Origin of the sequence: Pseudomonas fluorescens NCIMB 11764 (assembly GCF_000293885.2) — a bacterium.
GTDB lineage: Bacteria > Pseudomonadota > Gammaproteobacteria > Pseudomonadales > Pseudomonadaceae > Aquipseudomonas > Aquipseudomonas fluorescens_B.
Genome location: NZ_CP010945.1, coordinates 2,060,163 through 2,079,260, shown reverse-complemented (window position 1 = coordinate 2,079,260; position 19,098 = coordinate 2,060,163). Strand labels below are relative to the sequence as shown.

General features: G+C 58.3%; 16 protein-coding genes and 3 tRNA genes. 1 reads left to right on the top strand and 18 read right to left on the bottom strand.

Going from position 1 to position 19,098, the window contains the following annotated elements:
• Positions 1-967 precede the first annotated feature (967 nt).
• The 3 genes from ampE to B723_RS09395 form a co-directional block, all read right to left on the bottom strand.
• Complete coding sequence (gene ampE, locus B723_RS09405) at positions 968-1,804, bottom strand: regulatory signaling modulator protein AmpE (protein ID WP_017336483.1); 837 nt, start codon at positions 1,802-1,804, stop codon at positions 968-970.
• On the bottom strand, positions 1,801-2,361 hold the full coding sequence (gene ampD / locus B723_RS09400; RefSeq protein WP_017336482.1) for a 1,6-anhydro-N-acetylmuramyl-L-alanine amidase AmpD: 561 nt from the start codon (positions 2,359-2,361) through the stop codon (positions 1,801-1,803). Before ampD ends, ampE begins: the two co-directional genes overlap by 4 nt.
• A gap of 64 nt (positions 2,362-2,425) precedes the next feature.
• A complete protein-coding gene (locus B723_RS09395) occupies positions 2,426-4,642 on the bottom strand; it encodes a DUF1631 domain-containing protein (RefSeq protein ID WP_017336481.1) in 2,217 nt (738 codons plus the stop codon).
• Positions 4,643-4,990: 348 nt separating this feature from the next.
• On the opposite strand from B723_RS09395, the gene nadC reads away from it, so the two are divergent.
• Positions 4,991-5,839: a carboxylating nicotinate-nucleotide diphosphorylase gene (gene nadC / locus B723_RS09390; RefSeq protein ID WP_052909685.1), complete on the top strand. Its 849-nt coding sequence runs from the start codon at positions 4,991-4,993 to the stop codon at positions 5,837-5,839.
• A gap of 51 nt (positions 5,840-5,890) precedes the next feature.
• Here the strand turns inward: nadC and B723_RS09385 are convergent, their stop codons facing one another.
• The 15 genes from B723_RS09385 to folP all read right to left on the bottom strand — a co-directional run bounded on the left by B723_RS09385 (position 5,891) and on the right by folP (position 19,095).
• Positions 5,891-6,196 (bottom strand): DUF6388 family protein, encoded by a 306-nt coding sequence (locus B723_RS09385; protein WP_031318375.1) that lies wholly within the window; start codon positions 6,194-6,196, stop codon positions 5,891-5,893.
• 134 nt (positions 6,197-6,330) lie between these two features.
• A tRNA-Thr gene (locus tag B723_RS09380) sits at positions 6,331-6,406 on the bottom strand.
• Between the two features lie 139 nt (positions 6,407-6,545).
• Entirely contained in the window at positions 6,546-8,651 is a 2,106-nt protein-coding gene (gene pnp / locus B723_RS09375) for a polyribonucleotide nucleotidyltransferase (protein WP_007900459.1), read from the bottom strand.
• Between the two features lie 195 nt (positions 8,652-8,846).
• Positions 8,847-9,116, bottom strand: a complete 270-nt coding sequence (gene rpsO / locus B723_RS09370; RefSeq protein ID WP_003176135.1) for a 30S ribosomal protein S15 — start codon at positions 9,114-9,116, stop codon at positions 8,847-8,849.
• A gap of 118 nt (positions 9,117-9,234) precedes the next feature.
• Complete coding sequence (gene truB / locus B723_RS09365; protein WP_017336477.1) at positions 9,235-10,152, bottom strand: tRNA pseudouridine(55) synthase TruB; 918 nt, start codon at positions 10,150-10,152, stop codon at positions 9,235-9,237.
• A 3-nt stretch (positions 10,153-10,155) separates the two neighbouring features.
• On the bottom strand, positions 10,156-10,557 hold the full coding sequence (gene rbfA, locus B723_RS09360) for a 30S ribosome-binding factor RbfA (RefSeq protein ID WP_017336476.1): 402 nt from the start codon (positions 10,555-10,557) through the stop codon (positions 10,156-10,158).
• Between the two features lie 159 nt (positions 10,558-10,716).
• On the bottom strand, positions 10,717-13,245 hold the full coding sequence (infB, locus tag B723_RS09355; RefSeq protein ID WP_017336475.1) for a translation initiation factor IF-2: 2,529 nt from the start codon (positions 13,243-13,245) through the stop codon (positions 10,717-10,719).
• A 27-nt stretch (positions 13,246-13,272) separates the two neighbouring features.
• On the bottom strand, positions 13,273-14,754 hold the full coding sequence (gene nusA / locus B723_RS09350; protein WP_007900474.1) for a transcription termination factor NusA: 1,482 nt from the start codon (positions 14,752-14,754) through the stop codon (positions 13,273-13,275).
• A 47-nt stretch (positions 14,755-14,801) separates the two neighbouring features.
• Entirely contained in the window at positions 14,802-15,260 is a 459-nt protein-coding gene (rimP, locus tag B723_RS09345; RefSeq protein WP_010463487.1) for a ribosome maturation factor RimP, read from the bottom strand.
• A 138-nt stretch (positions 15,261-15,398) separates the two neighbouring features.
• Positions 15,399-15,475 (bottom strand) — tRNA-Met (locus tag B723_RS09340).
• A gap of 96 nt (positions 15,476-15,571) precedes the next feature.
• Positions 15,572-15,657, bottom strand: a tRNA-Leu gene (locus B723_RS09335).
• 22 nt (positions 15,658-15,679) lie between these two features.
• Entirely contained in the window at positions 15,680-16,063 is a 384-nt protein-coding gene (gene secG / locus B723_RS09330) for a preprotein translocase subunit SecG (RefSeq protein ID WP_017336473.1), read from the bottom strand.
• A gap of 4 nt (positions 16,064-16,067) precedes the next feature.
• Positions 16,068-16,823: a triose-phosphate isomerase gene (gene tpiA / locus B723_RS09325; RefSeq protein WP_017336472.1), complete on the bottom strand. Its 756-nt coding sequence runs from the start codon at positions 16,821-16,823 to the stop codon at positions 16,068-16,070.
• Between the two features lie 66 nt (positions 16,824-16,889).
• Positions 16,890-18,227 carry a phosphoglucosamine mutase gene (glmM, locus tag B723_RS09320; RefSeq protein WP_017336471.1) on the bottom strand — a complete coding sequence of 446 codons (1,338 nt, stop codon included), beginning with the start codon at positions 18,225-18,227 and terminating at the stop codon, positions 16,890-16,892.
• Positions 18,228-18,243: 16 nt separating this feature from the next.
• Complete coding sequence (gene folP / locus B723_RS09315) at positions 18,244-19,095, bottom strand: dihydropteroate synthase (RefSeq protein ID WP_017336470.1); 852 nt, start codon at positions 19,093-19,095, stop codon at positions 18,244-18,246.
• Between the last annotated feature and the right edge of the window lie 3 nt (positions 19,096-19,098).

Here is a 19,098-nt window from a genome sequence, read left to right as displayed (position 1 = left end):
TTTCACTCGCCGCTTTGCTTGAGCCCAGCGCGTCCTGCAATTTCAGGCCGTATTCGGCCTGGAGCTTTTCGATCTGCGCCAGCAACTCATCGAAACGGGTGCTCGAAGACGAGTTGAGGAACCCTTGCCCCAGCGAGTAGGAGCCCATCGCACGGCCATCGCCCAAGGTCTGGGTCACGGGCGGCGTGACGTTGGTAATGAGTTCGGTAAGCTGACGCATGTCGCCCTGGCTGTCGCGGCTCAACCCTGCCTGGCTGGCAATGATCTGGCTGAAAATCTGCGCATTGCCAAGCAATTTGCCGATCAACGCACTTTTGCTTTGCAGGGAGTTTTCTGCTTGCTGGGCCTTGAACGCGGCGAGCATTTCATCGCGTTTGCCATCGAAAACCGTGATTTGTTCCGGATCGGTGGTCATCGCCGCAAGTCCTTCCAGGCGGGCCAGAACGCTTTGCTCCAACGCACTGATCTTGGGTTCGACACCGGCTGCCTTGCCGGACTGGCCCAGGATGACGTTGATCTGCACGAGGTTGTTCAGGGTTTCCAGGTCGCGTCGCAAGGTCAGGCTGCTGCCCAGCAGGTCGAGGCTCTGCAGTTCGACCCGGGTGCCCTGGAATTCACGATAGGAATCGCGCACCAGGTAAAAGTTGGTCACCAGCATCGGCACCAGGAACAGCACGCTGATCAGGCTGAACTTCATGCCGAAGCTCAGGCGATTCATTAGCGCGACGGCGGGATAGAGCAAGCTCTTCACTGGAAGTCTCCCTTTGCATTCTTATTTTTATTGGCAGGCACAGACAGGCAGCAGATAGCCACTATTCAGTGCTATCTCTGTATAGCTTAAATCGGCTGGGGGGTTTGTAACTTAAGGTTAACGGGAGGGAACCAGGTCTGTCTGATGGAATGCCGGGGGGCGCTTCGCACCCCAGCGGGAGCAAGCGCCCTCGTCACAGAGGAATGGATGTCGGAATTACGGAAGGACCGTCCACAGGGCAAAACCGGCGTACCAGAGCACCGCCGCTCGCAGCAGCAACTCCCAGATCCGGTCGAGACTGTTGATGCCGTCCGGGCCGACCACCGGCGCGGGAATTTCACCGGCCACCAGCCCGACCTTCTCGATCAACCGGGCGGCGCTGATGTTCCAGTTCAGCAGTTCGTGCAGCATCACCCGGCTGACCGCGACAAAGTTACCGACCAACGCGAAGCTGGCCGCCAGCAGACGCACCGGCACCCAATCGAACGCGTGGCGCAATTGTGCGGCGCGCTCGACGACTGCGAGGTTCTGCCCGTGTTCTTCGGCAAGTGCCAGCAGTCGGTAGCTCAACGCCGCCACCGGGCCCAACAGGAAATACCAGAAAATCACCGCAAAAAAGCTCTGGTAGGCCTCCCAGAGCAAATGACCTTCCACCCGTTCCAGCAGTTGCTCGCCGCTGTCGGCGCAGATATCCAGGTCGCGCTTTGCCACGTGAGCGGCGGCCTGCAGGTCTTCCCGGCGCCAGGCATCGCGAAACGGCCCGAGACCGGCCAGCAGATCGCCGCGACCCAGGCTGTAAATGACCACCAGCAAATGCACCGGCAACGCCAACAGACCGTAAGCCACCGGCTCCAGAACCACCAGTAACAGGCCCAGCAACGCCACTGGCAGCAACACCAGAATCACCAATATCAACCATGGACGGTTGGCCAGACGCGGGCTGGCTTCAAGCTTGTGCAGCTCGCGTACCCAGCCGCCGTCACGTTGAATCCGATGGCGCAGGGCCGAGAATTTTTCGATCCATACCGCCAACAGCAACACCAGAAAACTCATTCTTGTTCCTCTTTAGCCAGGGCCGCGCGGTAACGCGCCCAATCGAACGCCGGCCCCGGATCGGTCTTGCGCCCCGGCGCGATGTCGCTATGTCCGCAGATGCGCTGCGTGGTGATGGCCGTGAAAGTGCTTTGCAGCTGCAAGGTCAGGGCCGTCAACGACGCATATTGAGCGTCGGTGAACGGCAGATCATCCGTGCCTTCGAGCTCGATGCCCACGGAAAAATCGTTACAGGTGTCCCGGCCATCGAAACATGACACGCCGGCATGCCAGGCGCGCTCGAGACACGAGACAAACTGAGTGACAGTACCGTTACGCTCAATCAGAAAGTGCGCGGACACCCGCAGGTCAGCGATCCCTTCAAAATAGGGATGCTCTGTGACATCCAGCCGGTTCTGGAAAAACTCCTGCACCTTGCCGGTGGCGAACTGCGCCGGCGGCAGACTGATGTTGTGGATCACCAGCAGGGAAATTTCGCCCGTGGGGCGCGCATTGAAGTTGGGTGAAGGGCAGACATTCACGCCCTGACACCAACCGCTCGCGGGGTCCAACTGCATACAGGTTCCTTCAACGTCGACTGTGTTGGCGCCCAGTATGCCGCGATAGCCCCCTGGCGCGCGATCACTTGCCGCGATTGAGACGCCGCAGGTTGCCGATGACCGACTCCAGCGCCCGGTCGAAGAGCAAGGTGTCGTCCAGGATTCGCACCGCGCCCCGGCGAAAATCCAGGGCCAGGCCGGTACGGCTGCGTTCCAGTACTTTCATCCCGGTGCGGTCGACGAAAATGTAGTTGCCCGTGGCCTCGATGATCGCAGCCAGCTTGCAGCGCAGGTTGTGATCTTCCTCCTCCTGAAACTCGACCCAGCAGCCCACGCGCAGTTGATCGACCTGAATCAGCCCCGCATCATCCGTCGACAAGCGTGCGGAGGTCGACGCCACCGCCCCTTCGTCAGCGGTGCGCAGCACGATTTCTTCCTGCACTTGCACCATCACCGGCGCATCGGCTTCCCGGGTGGATGCCGGAGTCTGATCCGGGCGCTCGAACAGCTGAACGTGCAGGCTTTCCAGCTCACTGAAAAACTCGCCGGTGGCGAACGGATCGAACGCCGAACTGTTCAACCCGTCACGCAGGGACTTGAGCAACCCCGGCACCAGCGCCAACAGGCGCAGGCTGGCGTCAGGTTCGTCATGCCGCTGCACGCTCCAGACCAGCTGTTCCATGGTTTGCACATCGGCTTGCCATTCGGCCGACTGATCGCCGTGCTTGAGGCAGGTCAGCAACAGCACCTGGCTCCAGGCCTCCTGGACAAACGCCACCACCCGCTGCGGCAGAACCTTGCCCATCAGCACCTGGTTCAGCGCCCGTTCGACACGCTGACGGGCCATTTCGGTTTTGGCGCGACCTTCTTCAGCGTCGCGGGTGCGTTGTTCCAGCAGCTCGCTGCGACGACGTTCATCGCTGGTGAACGCGAGAAAATCCGCCAACAGTTCGGAAAAAATAGCTGGATCGTCGACAAAATCGTTCAACAAGCGCTGAACCACTTGCTCGATACGCAAGTACAGACTGTCGCGCTGATAGTCATCGCATTCCCCCCACCCCATGGCGGCAGCGGCGATTTCGTTGAGCAGACGGCGTGCCGGATGACTACTGCGACTGAAGAGACTTTTGTCGAGCACCGCCACTTTGAGCATCGGGATCTGCAAGCGGCTGATCAGCGCCTTGAGAGAATCCGGCAGATTGCGATCATCGAGGATGCATTCGAACAGCATGGCGATCAGGTTGATCACGTCTTCATCAGCCACACCAACAACGCGCGACTTGCCGCTTTTGACGCTGACCCGGGTCAGCAGCTGTTCAAGCTGGTTGCGCAGGTCGAAATCGTCCTGGGCAGCAGGCGCCGGCACGTATTGCTGCAAATGCGAGAGCAGGCGCAGCAGGTCGCGGGTAGAAATCGGCTGCGCCGTGGCGCTGACTTCCAGTGTCGGCGCGACACTGCCGCGCACGTGAAACAGCAGTTCCTGCAGTGCCGCGAAAACCTCCTGCACGCCATCGTCGATCTGCATGCTACCGGCGTGGATACCGGCTTCGGCGGGCTCGGCATGGACACTGGCCTCCGCCCGATCGGTCGCACGCCGCGCCGGCGCGGGCTTGAGGTCGGGCAATATGCCGGTGGCGATCAGCAGTTGATTGGCTTCGGTGTAGAGCTGGTCGGTGTCGCTGAGCACATAGCGCTCGAAGAGTTTCAGAATGATCAGCTTGACCTTGATCTCCACCCCCAGATTACGCCCGGCCTCCATGAAATATTCACACAGCATCGCCGGGCCCAACGGGTTGTGCTGAGCCACCAGCTTCTTGCCCAGCAACATGCTGAGCCGAGCGGTCAGTTGATCGAGACCGAAACCGTCACGGCTCAGCACCTTGTTGACCATGGCCTCCACCGCCACGCTGCGTTCCAGGTCATCGCCGGACTGCGCAGCCAGCGTGTCGAAGACCAGTGCCCTGGGCAAGGCTGGCTTGGTAGTGTCGTTCCGGGTGAGCCCGACAAAGGCCTCAAGGAATTGCTCCAGAAAAACCCGCTCGATACTTTTGCGCTTGAGGCGCAAGTCGCGCATGGCTTCGAAATAGAGGTTCTGCTCGACGTCGTCGCGGGCACGGTCAGCCATTTCGAACAGCGTGTCGTCGGCGTTATCGAACAGTTCCTGCAAACCATGCCTGAGCTGTAGCGCGGCCTTGTCGCGAACCTGAAGCAGAATCACAGGCACACGGGCGAGCGGCGAAGGTGTCGCCTGATCGGTAGCCGCCTTGTGCAAAGGCACTACATTCCCGTCGTTGTGCATCCTGGCCTCCTGAAACGGTGATGCGTCGGTAGATCGGTGCGCCGGACTCACACCCGCGCTCAACGGTGGACACTGCCCATCCGCTGTCATTCAATAATTCGGGACATAAAGTACGTCAAAGCTATGACGTCAAAGGAAAGGCGCATTATCTTGCAAAAGATGTCCCGTGTGCCAGCGGACTCTGGGCCTCTTATTGAAATAGACGTTCCGGATAGACCGCCGCTTAGCGCCAATGGCTCGGGCAAATCGACCAAATACAGGTTTCAGAGCGACCGGAAGGTCTCTCACGCCTTGGGTTGCTCTGCGCCATGGCCCTATAATCGGGCCACTTTGTTTGTGGAGTCCGTTATGCCGAATCTACGTCTCGCCGATCTGACCGCCGAAATCGAAGCCAACGTGCGCCGTGCGTTGCGTGAAGACATCGGCAGCGGCGACATCACCGCGCAGCTGATCCCGGCCGAACGCCTGGCCAAAGCCACCATCATCACCCGTGACGCCGCGGTCATCGCCGGCACCGCCTGGGTCGATGCCGTGTTCCGGCAACTGGACCCGCGAGTGGCCGTGCACTGGCAGGTGCGCGACGGCGAACGGGTGAAACCCAATCAGGCGCTGTTCCACCTCGAAGGCCCCGCGCGCTCGCTGCTCACAGGGGAACGCTGCGCACTGAATTTCCTGCAATTGCTGTCCGGCGTGGCCACACGCGCGCAATACCTGGCGGATTTCGTTGGCCAGACGCAGGTGAAGCTGCTCGATACCCGTAAAACCCTGCCGGGGCTGCGTCTGGCACAGAAGTATGCCGTGACCTGCGGCGGCTGCCACAACCACCGCATCGGCTTGTACGACGCGTTCCTGATCAAGGAAAACCACATCGCCGCCTGCGGGGGCATCCCTGAAGCGATCAACGCCGCGCACAAGATTGCCCCGGGCAAACCGGTGGAGATCGAAGTGGAAAGCCTGGCAGAGTTGAAGGAGGCCTTGGCCGCCGGTGCCGATATCATCATGCTCGACGAGTTGAGCCTGGATGACATGCGCGAAGCCGTGCGCCTGAATGGCGGCAAGGCAAAACTGGAGGCCAGCGGCGGTATCAACGAAAGCACGTTGCTGCCGATCGCCGAAACAGGGGTGGATTACATTTCGATTGGTGCGATGACCAAGGACGTGAAGGCTGTCGATCTGTCGATGCGTTTGAGCCTCTGATCACGCCTGGTTGAATGAAAAACGCCAGCCTCATTGAGGCTGGCGTTTTTGTCAGACCACCAGATTGTTCATCTCGCAGTACTCTTCCCACTCGACGCCCAATACCTCGGCCGCCTCTTTGTGCAGCGCCAGGCGCGACGCCTCGAACTCTTCCGGGCTCGAGGTGTACTTGAGCGTCAGTTCCCACGGCTGCAAGCCCTGGGCTTCCGCCTCATCCTCGAACGCCCACTGGATCTGGTCTTTCTGATCGTCGGCGGGCAGGTCCTTGATCTCATCGGAGAGCTGGGGCGAATCAAGCAAGTACTTCTTCAGTGCTTCTTCGTGCCTGGCTTCCTGGGTCAATTCTTTAACGGTCATGTCGTTCTCGCTGATCGGGGGAATGGAAGATGGATCTGGATCATCAAGGATCTCTCTGACGCAAAAAACCGTGTGAAGCCCGGTTTGTCTGGCCTTCAGAACCATTCGTGGATCATTTGAAAACAAAGTGTCGCTGGTGCCCGAGACAGGAATTGAACCTGCGACCTTCGCGTTACGAGTGCGCTGCTCTACCAACTGAGCTACACGGGCGGTGGGCTAAACCTAGCACTGACTTTAGGGTCAGGCAACTTCCCAAATTGCCTCAATTTCATGCAGACAAAAAAATGCCCCGCCGTTTTCACGGCGAGGCATTTTTTATAACGTTGAAGCGGTCAGGCGTGGGGAGTGATTAAACGCCCGAAGCCTTGGCTGCTGCGACGTCTTTGATGGACAGCTTGATACGGCCGCGGTTGTCCACGTCCAGTACCAGCACTTCCACTTCCTGGCCTTCTTTCAGGATGTCGGTCACTTTCTCGACGCGAGCATCGCTCAGCATCGAGATGTGAACCAGACCGTCCTTGCCTGGCAGGATGTTGACGAATGCGCCGAAATCGACGATGCGCTCAACCTTACCAACGTAGATCTTGCCGATTTCAGCTTCTGCGGTGATGCCCAGTACGCGCTGACGTGCTGCTTCAGCCGCTTCCTTGGTTTCGCCGAAGATCTTGATCGAGCCGTCATCTTCGATGTCGATCGAAGCCTTGGTCTCTTCACAGATCGCACGAATGGTCGCGCCGCCTTTACCGATGACATCACGGATTTTGTCGGTGTCGATTTTCATCGCGATCATGGTCGGAGCGTTTTCCGACAGCTCGGTACGCGACTGGCCAATGATCTGGTTCATCTGACCGAGGATGTTCAGGCGCGCTTCCAGGGCTTGGCCCAGAGCGATTTCCATGATTTCTTCGGTGATGCCTTTGATCTTGATGTCCATCTGCAGCGCGGTCACACCTTTGGCGGTACCGGCTACTTTGAAGTCCATGTCGCCCAGGTGGTCTTCGTCACCCAGGATGTCGGTCAGGACGGCGAACTTCTCGCCTTCTTTAACCAGACCCATGGCGATACCGGCAACCGGTGCCTTCATCGGAACACCGGCGTCCATCAGGGCCAGGGAAGCGCCGCAGACCGAAGCCATGGAGCTCGAACCGTTGGACTCGGTGATTTCCGACACCACACGGATGGTGTACGGGAACACGTCGGCAGCAGGCAGCATGGCCTGAACCGAACGGCGGGCCAGACGGCCGTGGCCGATTTCGCGACGACCGGCGCCACCCATGCGACCACACTCGCCTACCGAGAACGGAGGGAAGTTGTAGTGCAGCATGAACGGGTCTTTTTTCTCGCCTTCCAGGGTGTCCAACAGCTGTGCGTCACGGGCGGTGCCCAGTGTTGCAACAACCAGAGCCTGGGTTTCGCCACGGGTGAACAGTGCCGAACCGTGGGTCTTTGGCAGAACACCGACTTCGATGTTCAAAGGACGTACGGTCTTGGTGTCGCGGCCGTCGATACGTGGCTTGCCGTTAACGATGTTTTCGCGAACGGTGCGGTATTCGATTTCACCGAAAGCAGCTTTGACTTCAGCGGAAGTCGGCTGACCTTCTTCACCGGACAGCTTGGCAACCACCTGGTCTTTCAGCTCGCCCAGACGTGCATAACGGTCGGCTTTGACAGTGATGGTGTAAGCCTGGGAGATCGCTTCGCCGAACTCGGCACGGATCGCGCCCAGCAGCGCAGTGGCTTCTGGCTGTGGAGCCCAGGTCCAGGTCGGCTTCGCAGCTTCGGCAGCCAGTTCCTTGACAGCGTTGATCACAACCTGGAACTCGTCGTGAGCAAACAGTACCGCGCCCAGCATCTGGTCTTCGGTCAGCTCTTTGGCTTCCGATTCAACCATCAGAACGGCTTCCGAAGTACCGGCAACGACCATGTCCAGGCTCGATGCTTTCAGTTGTTCGTAAGTCGGGTTCAGCAGGTAGCCGGTGCTTTCGTGGAACGCAACGCGGGCAGCGCCGATCGGGCCATCGAAAGGAATGCCGGAGATGGCCAGCGCAGCCGAGGTACCGATCATCGCAGCGATGTCCGGATCGGTCTTCTTGCTGGTGGAAACGACAGTGCAGACAACCTGCACTTCGTTCATGAAGCCTTCCGGGAACAGCGGACGGATCGGACGGTCGATCAGTCGGGAAGTCAGGGTTTCTTTCTCGGAAGGACGGCCTTCGCGCTTGAAGAAACCGCCAGGGATCTTACCGGCAGCGTAAGTCTTTTCCTGGTAGTGAACGGACAGAGGGAAGAAGCCCTTGCCTGGATCGGCTTGCTTGGCACCGACTACAGTCACCAACACGCTGACGTCGTCGTCAACGGTGACCAATACTGCGCCGGAGGCCTGACGGGCGATACGGCCAGTCTCGAGGGTAACGGTCGACTGACCGAACTGGAATTTTTTGATTACCGGGTTCACGGTGTCCTACCTTCTTTTGTGGCTCTTGGGGAACTTGTCTTCTTGCGAAATTCTTGGGCAATGTCGGGAATCGGCCCAACGCCTGTCCAGGGTAAAACGTGTATCCAGATAAAACTTGAGGCTGGGAGCCTGCCCTACGCCAGCGGGAAACCCACTGACGTACGACAGACAACCAACCTCTAGCGCAATCGCTTATTAGCGACGCAGACCCAGGCGACCGATCAGAGCCTGGTAACGGCCCAGATCCTTGCCTTTCAGGTAGTCCAGCAGCTTACGGCGCTGGTTTACCATGCGGATCAGACCACGACGGGAGTGGTGGTCTTTACCGTTGGCCTTGAAGTGACCTTGCAGTTTGTTGATGTTGTGGGTCAGCAGTGCAACTTGCACTTCTGGCGAACCAGTGTCACCAACAGCTTGCTGGTAGTCAGCTACGATTTGAGCTTTTTCTTGAACGTCGAGAGCCATGTGGCAATCCTTTTATCAGGAAACTGTTTCAGAAAAACAGCTTCAACAGGCCAGGGACAAATCCCTGTATCTAAAAATGAGGAAGTGACCGTGCCTGTTAACAGCCACCCTCGTCCGGTCATTCTGACCGAATCAGTCGACGCGGCGCGATGCGCCCGTCTTCGCTCACTTCACCGATACCGATGAAGCGACCGTTGTGATCCTGTACCCGTACCATGCCGAACTTCGGTGCATCCGGGGCTCGTACCGGTTGGCCGTTGAGCCAGTAGAACGAGCTATGCTCCGAGAATTGCAACAGAGGCCAATCCAGCAGGCCACTGTCCGATGGCATCAGGAAGCGGTCGACCGCTTCGTTGCCGCCTTCGGCATGTACCGCTTCCAGCTCTTCAAGCGTGACTGTCTGCGCCAGTGTGAAAGGCCCGGCCTGGGTACGTCGCAGTTCTGCAACGTAAGCGCCACAACCGAGTTGCTCACCAATATCCTCCACCAGGGTGCGGATATAGGTGCCTTTGCTGCAATCCACCGCAAGCCGCGCAGTATCACCTTCAAAGGCCAGCAATTCCAAGCGCGCAATAGTAACAGAACGCGGTTCGCGCTCCACTACTTCGCCTGCACGTGCCAGCTTGTACAGCGGCTGGCCATCACGCTTGAGCGCCGAGTACATCGGCGGTATCTGACTGATTTGACCACGAAATTTCGGCAGTACCGCTTCGACATCGGATCGACCAACGGTCACCGGACGCTCCTGCAAAACTTCACCTTCGGCATCTGCCGTGGTGGTGGTTTTGCCCAGTTGCGCCAGGGTTTCGTAACCCTTGTCGGAATCGAGCAGGTATTGCGAGAACTTGGTGGCCTCACCGAAGCACAACGGCAACACGCCGGTGGCCAGCGGATCGAGACTGCCGGTGTGCCCGGCCTTCTCGGCGTTCAGCAACCAGCGGACCTTCTGCAACGCCGCGTTGGAGGTGAACCCCAGCGGTTTGTCGAGCAGGATGATGCCGCTGACGTTACGACGGATACGTTTGACCTGAGCCACCGATTACTCCTTGGTGTCTTCGGCGTCTGCCGCAACCGGGTGCTGATTGTCTTCAGCCACCGCACGCTCGATCAGGGCCGACAGGTGCGCGCCACGCACGACGCTTTCGTCGTAGTGGAAGTGCAGCTGCGGAACGCTGCGCAACTTCATTTCGCGGGCCAGCTGCATGCGCAGGAAACCGGCGGCGGAGTTGAGCACCTTGATGCTTTGCGCGATGTCTTCGGCGTTGTCCTGGCCCATCACGGTGATGAAAATCTTGGCGTGACCGACGTCACGGCTGACTTCAACAGCGGTAATGGTGACCAGGCCGACGCGCGGGTCTTTGACTTCACGACGGATCAGCTGTGCCAGCTCACGCTGCATCTGATCGCCGATACGTTGGGTACGGCTGTATTCTTTTGCCATGTCTTGTTACCTGTTACTGCCCCACGGTGAAACCCGAAGGGTCTGAAAGCGGCAAACGCCCGGCCTGACAAAAGCCAGACCGGGCGTTGCGTTTAGAGTCCTGACGCTATGTCGCGCATTTGCATGCGGCGGCTTGGCGTGGCCCTTGAAGTGCGCGAGTTAGAGGCTGCGAGCAACCTGAACCTTCTCGAAGACTTCGATCTTGTCACCGACTTTGACGTCGTTGTAGCTCTTCACGCCGATACCGCATTCCATGCCGGCACGTACTTCGGAAGCGTCATCCTTGAAGCGGCGCAGGGATTCCAGCTCGCCTTCGAAGATAACGATGTCTTCACGCAGTACACGGATTGGACGGTTACGGTGAACAACACCTTCGATAACCATGCAACCAGCGATCGCGCCAAACTTCGGCGAACGGAACACGTCACGGACTTCAGCGGTACCCAGGATGTTCTCGCGAACATCGCTGCCCAGCATACCGGTGAGGGCTTTCTTGACGTCTTCGATGATGTCGTAGATCACGTTGTAGTAACGCATATCCAGACCTTCCTGCTCGACGATCTTGCGAGCGCCGGCATCGGCACGCACGTTGAAGCCGAACAGTACAGCGTTGGAGGCCAGTGCCAGGTTGGCGTCGGACTCGGTGATACCACCGACACCGCCACCGACAACACGCACTTGCACTTCGTCGTTACCCAGGCCGTTCAAGGCACCGTTCAACGCTTCCAGCGAACCACGGACGTCGGATTTGAGGACGATGTTGAGCGTCTTCTTCTCTTCCTGACCCATGTTCTCGAAGATGTTTTCAAGCTTGCCGGCGTGAGCACGGGCCAGTTTGACTTCGCGGAACTTGCCTTGACGGAACAAAGCCACTTCACGGGCTTTCTTCTCGTCGGCAACCACGCTCATCTCGTCGCCAGCGTCCGGGGTACCGTCCAGGCCGAGAATCTCGACAGGGATGGAAGGACCGGCTTCCTTGATTGGCTTGCCGTTCTCGTCGAGCATGGCACGTACACGGCCATAGTTCGAACCGACCAGGACCATGTCGCCTTGGCGCAGGGTACCGTCTTGAACCAGAACGGTTGCAACCGGGCCACGACCTTTGTCGAGACGCGATTCAACCACAACGCCACGGCCCGGAGCCGACGGAGTTGCTTTCAGTTCCAGAACTTCGGCTTGCAGCAGAACAGCTTCGAGCAACTCGTCCACGCCAGTACCGACTTTCGCCGAAACCGATACGAACGGGGTGTCGCCGCCCCACTCTTCCGAGGTCACGCCGTGAACCGACAGTTCGCTGCGGATACGATCGAGATCGGCGCCCGGCTTGTCGATTTTGTTCACAGCTACAACCAGCGGAACACCGGCAGCCTTCGCGTGCTGAACAGCTTCAACGGTCTGCGGCATTACGCCGTCGTCCGCTGCAACCACCAGGATCACGATGTCGGTCGCCTTGGCACCACGAGCACGCATTGCGGTAAACGCGGCGTGACCCGGGGTGTCGAGGAAGGTGACCATGCCGCGTTCGGTTTCAACGTGGTACGCACCGATGTGCTGGGTAATACCGCCGGCTTCGCCTGCAGCTACCTTGGCACGACGGATGTAGTCGAGCAGCGAGGTCTTACCGTGGTCAACGTGGCCCATTACGGTCACGACCGGAGCACGGGAGAACGCTTCACCTTCAAACTTCAGGGACTCGGCCAGGGAATCTTCCAGGGCGGTGTCGCTGACCAGGGTCACTTTGTGGCCCAGCTCTTCGGCAACCAGCTGGGCAGTTTCCTGGTCCAGTACCTGGTTGATGGTCGCTGGAGTACCCAGTTTGAACATGAACTTGATGATTTCAGCCGCCTTGACCGACATCTGCTGGGCGAGATCGCCAACAGTGATGGTCTCGCCGATCTTCACTTCGCGCACTACAGGGCCGGTTGGGCTCTGGAAACCGTGAGCGTTGCGTTTCTTCAGCTTGGCCTTGCCGCGACCACCACGACGGAAGCCATCGCTTTCTTCGTCGGTAGTACGTGGCGCAACACGTGGAGCAGGCGCTTTCTCTTTGACCGAAGCACGATGCGGAGCGTTTTTGCGCTCGCCATCGCCACTGCCACGACGATTGTTATCGTCGGCACGTGGTTTGTCCGGACGGCGCTGTTCGTTCTGCTTATTGCGAACGTCAGCAGACGGAGCTGGCGCAGCTGCAACAACCGGTGCGCTTTCACGTACGGGTTCGGCAACTGCAACCGGCGCTGCAACGGCGTCGTTGGAAGCGGTTTGCGCAGCAGCAGGCTGACGACGCGCTTCTTCTTCGGCGCGACGCTTGGCTTCTTCTTCAGCCTTCTGACGAGCAGCATTTTCTACTGCGCGACGTTCTTCCAGTTCGCGTTTGCGCTCGGCTTCGATTTCTTCCGGGCTGCGCTGTACGAAAACTTTCTTTTTACGGACTTCAACACTGATGCTTTTGCTGCCAGCAACACGCAGGGTGCTGGTGGTTTTACGCTGCAGTGTGATCTTGCGTGGTTCTTCCACTTTCGCCTTGTGGCTGCTTTTCAAGTGAGTCAGCAAAGATTGCTTCTCACTGTCAGTCACATGTTCTTCGGCGGCGGTGTGCGGCAGACCTGCCTCACGCATCTGCTGCAACAGGCGCTCTACCGGTGTTTTGACCTCATCGGCCAGTTGTTTCACCGTGACTTGCGTCATGCACTTCTCTCCTCAGGCCGCGCCTAATTACTCGAACCAGTGGGCTCGGGCGGCCATGATCAACTTGCCGGCACGATCATCGTCAATGCCGTCGATGTCGAGCAGGTCGTCAATAGACTGCTCGGCCAGGTCTTCGCGGGTAATTACGCCGCGCACCGCCAGTTCCATCGCCAAATCCTTGTCCATACCCTCAAGCGAGAGCAGGTCTTCGGCCGGATGGGCGTCTGCCAGCTTTTCCTCAGTAGCGATGGCTTTGGTCAACAAACGATCCTTGGCACGAGCGCGAAGCTCGTTGACGGTTTCTTCGTCAAAGCCGTCGATGTTGAGCATTTCTTCCAACGGTACGTAGGCAATCTCTTCCAGGCTGGTGAAGCCTTCATCTACCAGCACCTGTGCCAGGTCTTCGTCGACTTCCAGCTCGTCGATGAAGTTGCGCAGGATGTCGCCGGTTTCTGCTTGCTGCTTAGCCTGGATGTCCGATTCGGTCATCACGTTCAGGGTCCAGCCAGTCAATTGGCTGGCCAGACGCACGTTCTGACCACCACGACCGATGGCCTGAGCCAGATTGTCTGCGCCAACGGCGATGTCCATTGCATGGGCATCTTCGTCAACGATAATTGCCGCCACTTCAGCCGGCGACATTGCATTGATCACGAACTGAGCCGGGTTGTCGTCCCACAGGACGATGTCGACACGCTCACCACCCAACTCACCCGACACTGCCTGGACGCGCGAACCGCGCATACCGATGCAAGCGCCTTGCGGGTCGATGCGTTTGTCCTTGGAGCGGACCGCGATCTTGGCGCGCGAACCCGGGTCACGGGAAGCTGCCATTACTTCGATCAGGCCTTCAGCGATTTCCGGCACTTCGATGCGGAACAACTCGATCAGCATTTCCGGCGCGGTACGCGACAGGATCAGCTGCGGGCCGCGGTTCTCGGTGCGGATTTCCTTGAGCAGCGCACGCAGGCGCACACCCACCCGGAAGGTTTCGCGAGAGATGATGTCTTCACGAGCCAGCAACGCTTCGGCGTTGTTGCCCAGGTCGACGATCACGTTGTCGCGGGTCACTTTCTTCACGGTGCCGGAGATGATTTCCCCCAGGCGCTCGCGATAGGCGTCAACGACTTGAGCACGCTCGGCTTCGCGAACTTTCTGCACAATGACTTGCTTGGCAGTCTGTGCCGCGATACGGCCGAACTCGATGGATTCGATTTTTTCTTCGACTACATCGCCAACCTTGGCGCCAGGATGCGTTTCGGCAACCTTGCTCGGCCAGGTTTCGATGGCCGGATCGTCCAGGTCTGCTTCTTCGACAACCGTCCAGCGACGGAATGTCTCGTAAGCACCGGTGTGGCGATTGATTTCCACACGCAGATCGACTTCGTCCTCAAACCGCTTTTTGGTAGCGGTGGCCAGAGCCAGCTCCAGCGCTTCAAAAATTACGTTTGCCGGTACGCCCTTTTCATTGGATACCGACTCAACAACCAGCAGTACTTCTTTGCTCATCGTACGCCTCGCCTTTCGCAAGCCATTGGATCCGCGGGATCCGCGTCTCAGTCAAAACTGGGAATAATGTTGGCCTTGTCGATCATATCGATCGGCAACAGGAATTCATGGTCTTCTACCTGCACCACGACGTCCTGCTCTTCTACACCGCGCAGAAGGCCCTGAAAGTTGCGTCGCCCTTCAAAAGGCGAGCGCAGCTTGATCTTCACTTGTTCACCGGCAAATTTTGCAAACTGCTCAATAGTGAACAGTGGGCGTTCCATGCCAGGCGAGGAAACTTCAAGGGTGTATTCAACGGCGATTGGATCTTCAACATCCAGGACACCGCTGATCTGACGGCTGACGATGGCGCAATCGTCCACCAACACGCCGCCTTCTTTATCAATATAAACGCGCAACATTGAGTGGCGACCTTGAGCCGAGAACTCAATACCCCAGCATTCATAGCCTAGGGCCACGACCACCGGGGCCAGCAAGGCCTGCAACTCTTCTAGCTTGCTCGACACCTGAACCCCCTCGTGCATGTATGTGCATGCTATGCAAAATAAAAAAATGGGCGAAACGCCCATCCTTGAAACGCCGTCGAACAGCGGCGTAGAAAGTGTCCAGCTAACAAAAAGCCCCTTAAAAGGGGCTCCTTAAACTGGTTGCGGGGGCCGGATTTGAACCGACGACCTTCGGGTTATGAGCCCGACGAGCTACCAGACTGCTCCACCCCGCGACAAAGCTGGGGCGGAAGTATACGACCGATCCCTGACAGGGTCAATGTAACCTTCCACCTACAAGAAAGCCCGCAACAGCGGGCTCTCCTGATAATTGGTACCGAGAAGGGGACTCGAACCCCTACACCCTATGGGCACAACCACCTCAAGGTTGCGTGTCTACCAATTCCACCACCTCGGCAATACTACGTTTGAAACCCTTCTTACTTTTGCTCTTGAGCTGGAGGCACGTCAGTCGCTGGAGTAGCCGACTTTTGCTCTTGAAGCACCGGGACATCATCAGAAGCCGGTTGTTGCTTTGGAACTTCCAACACTGCCGGGTTTGGCAAACCTACTTGAGTCAGCTGGTGAGCCTTCTCTTTAGCAAAGTAACCTAACCCCAAGCTGGTTATGAAGAAACCGGCGGCAAGTATAGCAGTAAACTTACTAAGAAAGGTAGAGGAACCTTGGCTTCCGAACACAGTATTTGAAGCACCTGCTCCGAAAGACGCGCCAGCATCCGCACCTTTACCCTGCTGCAGCAATACCAGAGCAACTACGCCCAATGCACCCAGCAGATGAAAAACGACTACGACTGTTTCCAGCATTTTTTCAGTTTCCCGCGGCGCGAATAATCGCACCGAACTCATCTGCATTCAGGGAAGCTCCACCAATGAGCCCCCCATCGATATCCGGCATGCCGAACAGTTCGACCGCATTGGCCGCCTTCACGCTGCCGCCGTATAGAAGCCGCACACCTTGTGCGACCTCAGAATTCTCTGCCGCCAACTGAGCGCGAATGGCTGCGTGCACATCCTGCGCCTGTTGCGGCGAAGCAGTCAGCCCGGTGCCAATGGCCCAGACCGGCTCGTAAGCGATTACTGCCTTTGCAAAAACACCGACACCCAGCTTCTCGATGACGCTGCCGAGCTGATGCCCGACAACTTCAAGCGTTTTACCGGCTTCGCGCTGCTCGAGGGTTTCCCCTATGCACAACACCGGAATCAAGCCACATTCCTGTGCCGCTGCGAACTTGCGAATCAGTGTTTCATCATTCTCGCCGATGACCTGGCGGCGTTCGGAATGCCCGACAAGCACCAGGGAACAACCTTCATCAGCCAACTGACTCGGCGCAACTTCACCGGTCAACGCACCTTGCTTGGATTCCACCGCAGCGTTCTGCGCGCCGACCTTGATCGACTTGCCTTCCAGACCATCAATCACTTGATTGACATGCAAGAAAGACGGGAATACCGCTACATCAACACCGCTCGGCAAGGCCAAATTACGCAAGCCTTTGATCAGCTCAGCGACGCTGGCGCGGGTACCGTGCATCTTCCAGTTACCAGCTACCATAGGGCGACGCATGCTGTACCTCGTCGGTCAAAGTGGGCGCAGATGTTACCCAACACAATCATGGCTGGCAAGCCGAATTCAGGCAGAAACTTCAGTAACCAGTTTTGCCAGCTCTTCGGCGTAGCCGCGAACCTGTGTTTCGTCTTCGCCTTCGACCATGACTCGCACCAACGGCTCCGTGCCGGACTTGCGCAACAGCACGCGCCCACGGCCCGCCATGGCTTTGGTCACACGCTCGCCGGCCTCTTTCACTGACGGATGATCCAGCGGGCTCGCACCACCGCCGAACCGCACGTTGATCAGCACCTGAGGGCACTTGCGCAGCGCCTGCCGGGCCTGACCCAACCCTTCGGAGCGCGTCTGCAATGCCATCAGCACCTGCAACGCTGCAATAATCGCATCACCGGTGGTGGTGTGATTGAAGCAAACGATATGACCCGAGTTCTCACCACCCACCAGCCAGTTGCGCTCCAGCAAATCCGCGATCACATAACGGTCACCGACATTCGCACGCACAAATGGAATCGACAGATCCGCGAGGGCCAGCTCCAGCCCCAGGTTACTCATCAATGTCCCGACCACACCGCCTTTCAACAGGTCACGCTCATGCAGGTCGCGGGCAATGATGAACAAAAGCTCGTCACCATCGACGACGGCGCCTGTGTGATCGACCATCAGGACCCGATCGCCATCACCGTCGAAAGCAATCCCGAGATCGGCATGCTCAGCCAGTACGGCAGCCTGCAGCGGGCCCATATGGGTCGAACCGCAGTTGTCATTGATATTCAGGCCGTTCGGCTGTGCGGAAAGCACAACAACGTCGGCGCCCAACTCGCGGAACACACTCGGCGCCACTTTGTAGGTCGCACCGTGAGCGCAATCGATCACGATCTTCAGGCCCGAAAAGCTGGTGCCGGTCGGCACGCTGCTCTTGCAGAATTCGATATAACGACCCGAAGCGTCGTTGATTCGCGACACTTTGCCGATCTTGCTCGATTCAACAACGGTCATCGGGGTGTCGAGCAATTCTTCGATCATGTGCTCGACTTCATCCGGGAGCTTGGTGCCCTTTCCGGAGAAAAACTTGATGCCATTATCATCGTGAGGATTGTGCGAGGCACTGATCACGATCCCGGCTTCGGCATGGAACGTACGCGTCAGATAAGCGATGGCCGGGGTCGGCATCGGGCCCAGGAGCATCACGTCGGCACCCGCCGAAGTCAGCCCGGCCTCGAGCGCCGATTCGAACATGTACCCGGAGATCCGGGTGTCCTTGCCCACCAGCACCTTGCAGGCGCCCATTTTGCGGAACGCCATGCCTGCAGCCCAGCCGAGCTTGAGCATGAATTCAGGAGTAATCGGATATTCGCCGACCCGACCACGAATCCCGTCGGTGCCAAAGTATTTCTTAGTCATAAGTACTCCATCATTCTTATTCGGCTGATTCCACTGCAGCGATCATTCGCACCACATCGACGGTTTCGGCCACATCATGGACGCGCAATATACGCGCCCCCTTGAATGAAGCCAGCGCCGCGAGCGCCAAACCGCCATGCAGTCGCTCTCCAACCGGGCGATTCAAGGCCTGACCTATCATGCTCTTGCGCGAAACCCCGACCAACAAGGGGCGCCCGAAGATATGCAGGGCTTCCATATGTTTGAACAAACTTAGATTGTGCTGCAAGTTTTTGGCGAAGCCGAAACCCGGATCCAGGATGATCCGTTCAGCCGGAATTCCGACCAATGCACACTGCGCCATGCGCTCGGCGAGAAACTCGCTCACTTCCTTGGTCACGTCCTGATAATGCGGATTGTCCTGCATGTCGCCCGGCTCGCCCAGCATGTGCATCAGACAAACCGGCAAACCGGTGTCCGCGGCCGCGTCAAGGGCGCCTTCACGGCGCAATGCGCGAACGTCATTGATCAAACCTGCCCCAAGCCGCGCGGTTTCACGCATGACGGCTGGCGTGGAGGTATCGACCGAGATGATCACATCCAGCTCGCGATTGATGCGCTCAACGATCGGCGCTACGCGCTCCAGCTCTTCGAGGGGGGAAACCGCCCTGGCACCGGGCCGGGTCGATTCGCCGCCGACATCAATCAGCGTCGCGCCAGCCAACACCATGGCCTCAGCGTGACGCAAGGCCGCGTCGAGCTGGCTGTATTGGCCGCCGTCAGAGAATGAATCGGGAGTGACATTGAGAATGCCCATGACATGCGTCTGGGCCAAATCAAGAACCCGGTTGCCGCATGGCAACCGGGTCGAGGACTGAACAGAAGTCATTTC

What these genes read in the sequence shown, in the direction of transcription:
- ampE (WP_017336483.1), bottom strand. Translation starts at nt 1,804, where the DNA reads ATGAGTTTTCTGGTGTTGCTGTTGGCGGTATGGATCGAAAAATTCTCG.
- B723_RS09385 (WP_031318375.1), bottom strand. Translation starts at nt 6,196, where the DNA reads ATGACCGTTAAAGAATTGACCCAGGAAGCCAGGCACGAAGAAGCACTG.
- B723_RS09395 (WP_017336481.1), bottom strand. Translation starts at nt 4,642, where the DNA reads ATGCACAACGACGGGAATGTAGTGCCTTTGCACAAGGCGGCTACCGAT.
- nadC (WP_052909685.1), top strand. Translation starts at nt 4,991, where the DNA reads ATGCCGAATCTACGTCTCGCCGATCTGACCGCCGAAATCGAAGCCAAC.
- infB (WP_017336475.1), bottom strand. Translation starts at nt 13,245, where the DNA reads ATGACGCAAGTCACGGTGAAACAACTGGCCGATGAGGTCAAAACACCG.
- nusA (WP_007900474.1), bottom strand. Translation starts at nt 14,754, where the DNA reads ATGAGCAAAGAAGTACTGCTGGTTGTTGAGTCGGTATCCAATGAAAAG.
- rbfA (WP_017336476.1), bottom strand. Translation starts at nt 10,557, where the DNA reads ATGGCAAAAGAATACAGCCGTACCCAACGTATCGGCGATCAGATGCAG.
- folP (WP_017336470.1), bottom strand. Translation starts at nt 19,095, where the DNA reads ATGACTTCTGTTCAGTCCTCGACCCGGTTGCCATGCGGCAACCGGGTT.
- ampD (WP_017336482.1), bottom strand. Translation starts at nt 2,361, where the DNA reads ATGCAGTTGGACCCCGCGAGCGGTTGGTGTCAGGGCGTGAATGTCTGC.
- tpiA (WP_017336472.1), bottom strand. Translation starts at nt 16,823, where the DNA reads ATGCGTCGCCCTATGGTAGCTGGTAACTGGAAGATGCACGGTACCCGC.
- glmM (WP_017336471.1), bottom strand. Translation starts at nt 18,227, where the DNA reads ATGACTAAGAAATACTTTGGCACCGACGGGATTCGTGGTCGGGTCGGC.
- secG (WP_017336473.1), bottom strand. Translation starts at nt 16,063, where the DNA reads ATGCTGGAAACAGTCGTAGTCGTTTTTCATCTGCTGGGTGCATTGGGC.
- rpsO (WP_003176135.1), bottom strand. Translation starts at nt 9,116, where the DNA reads ATGGCTCTCGACGTTCAAGAAAAAGCTCAAATCGTAGCTGACTACCAG.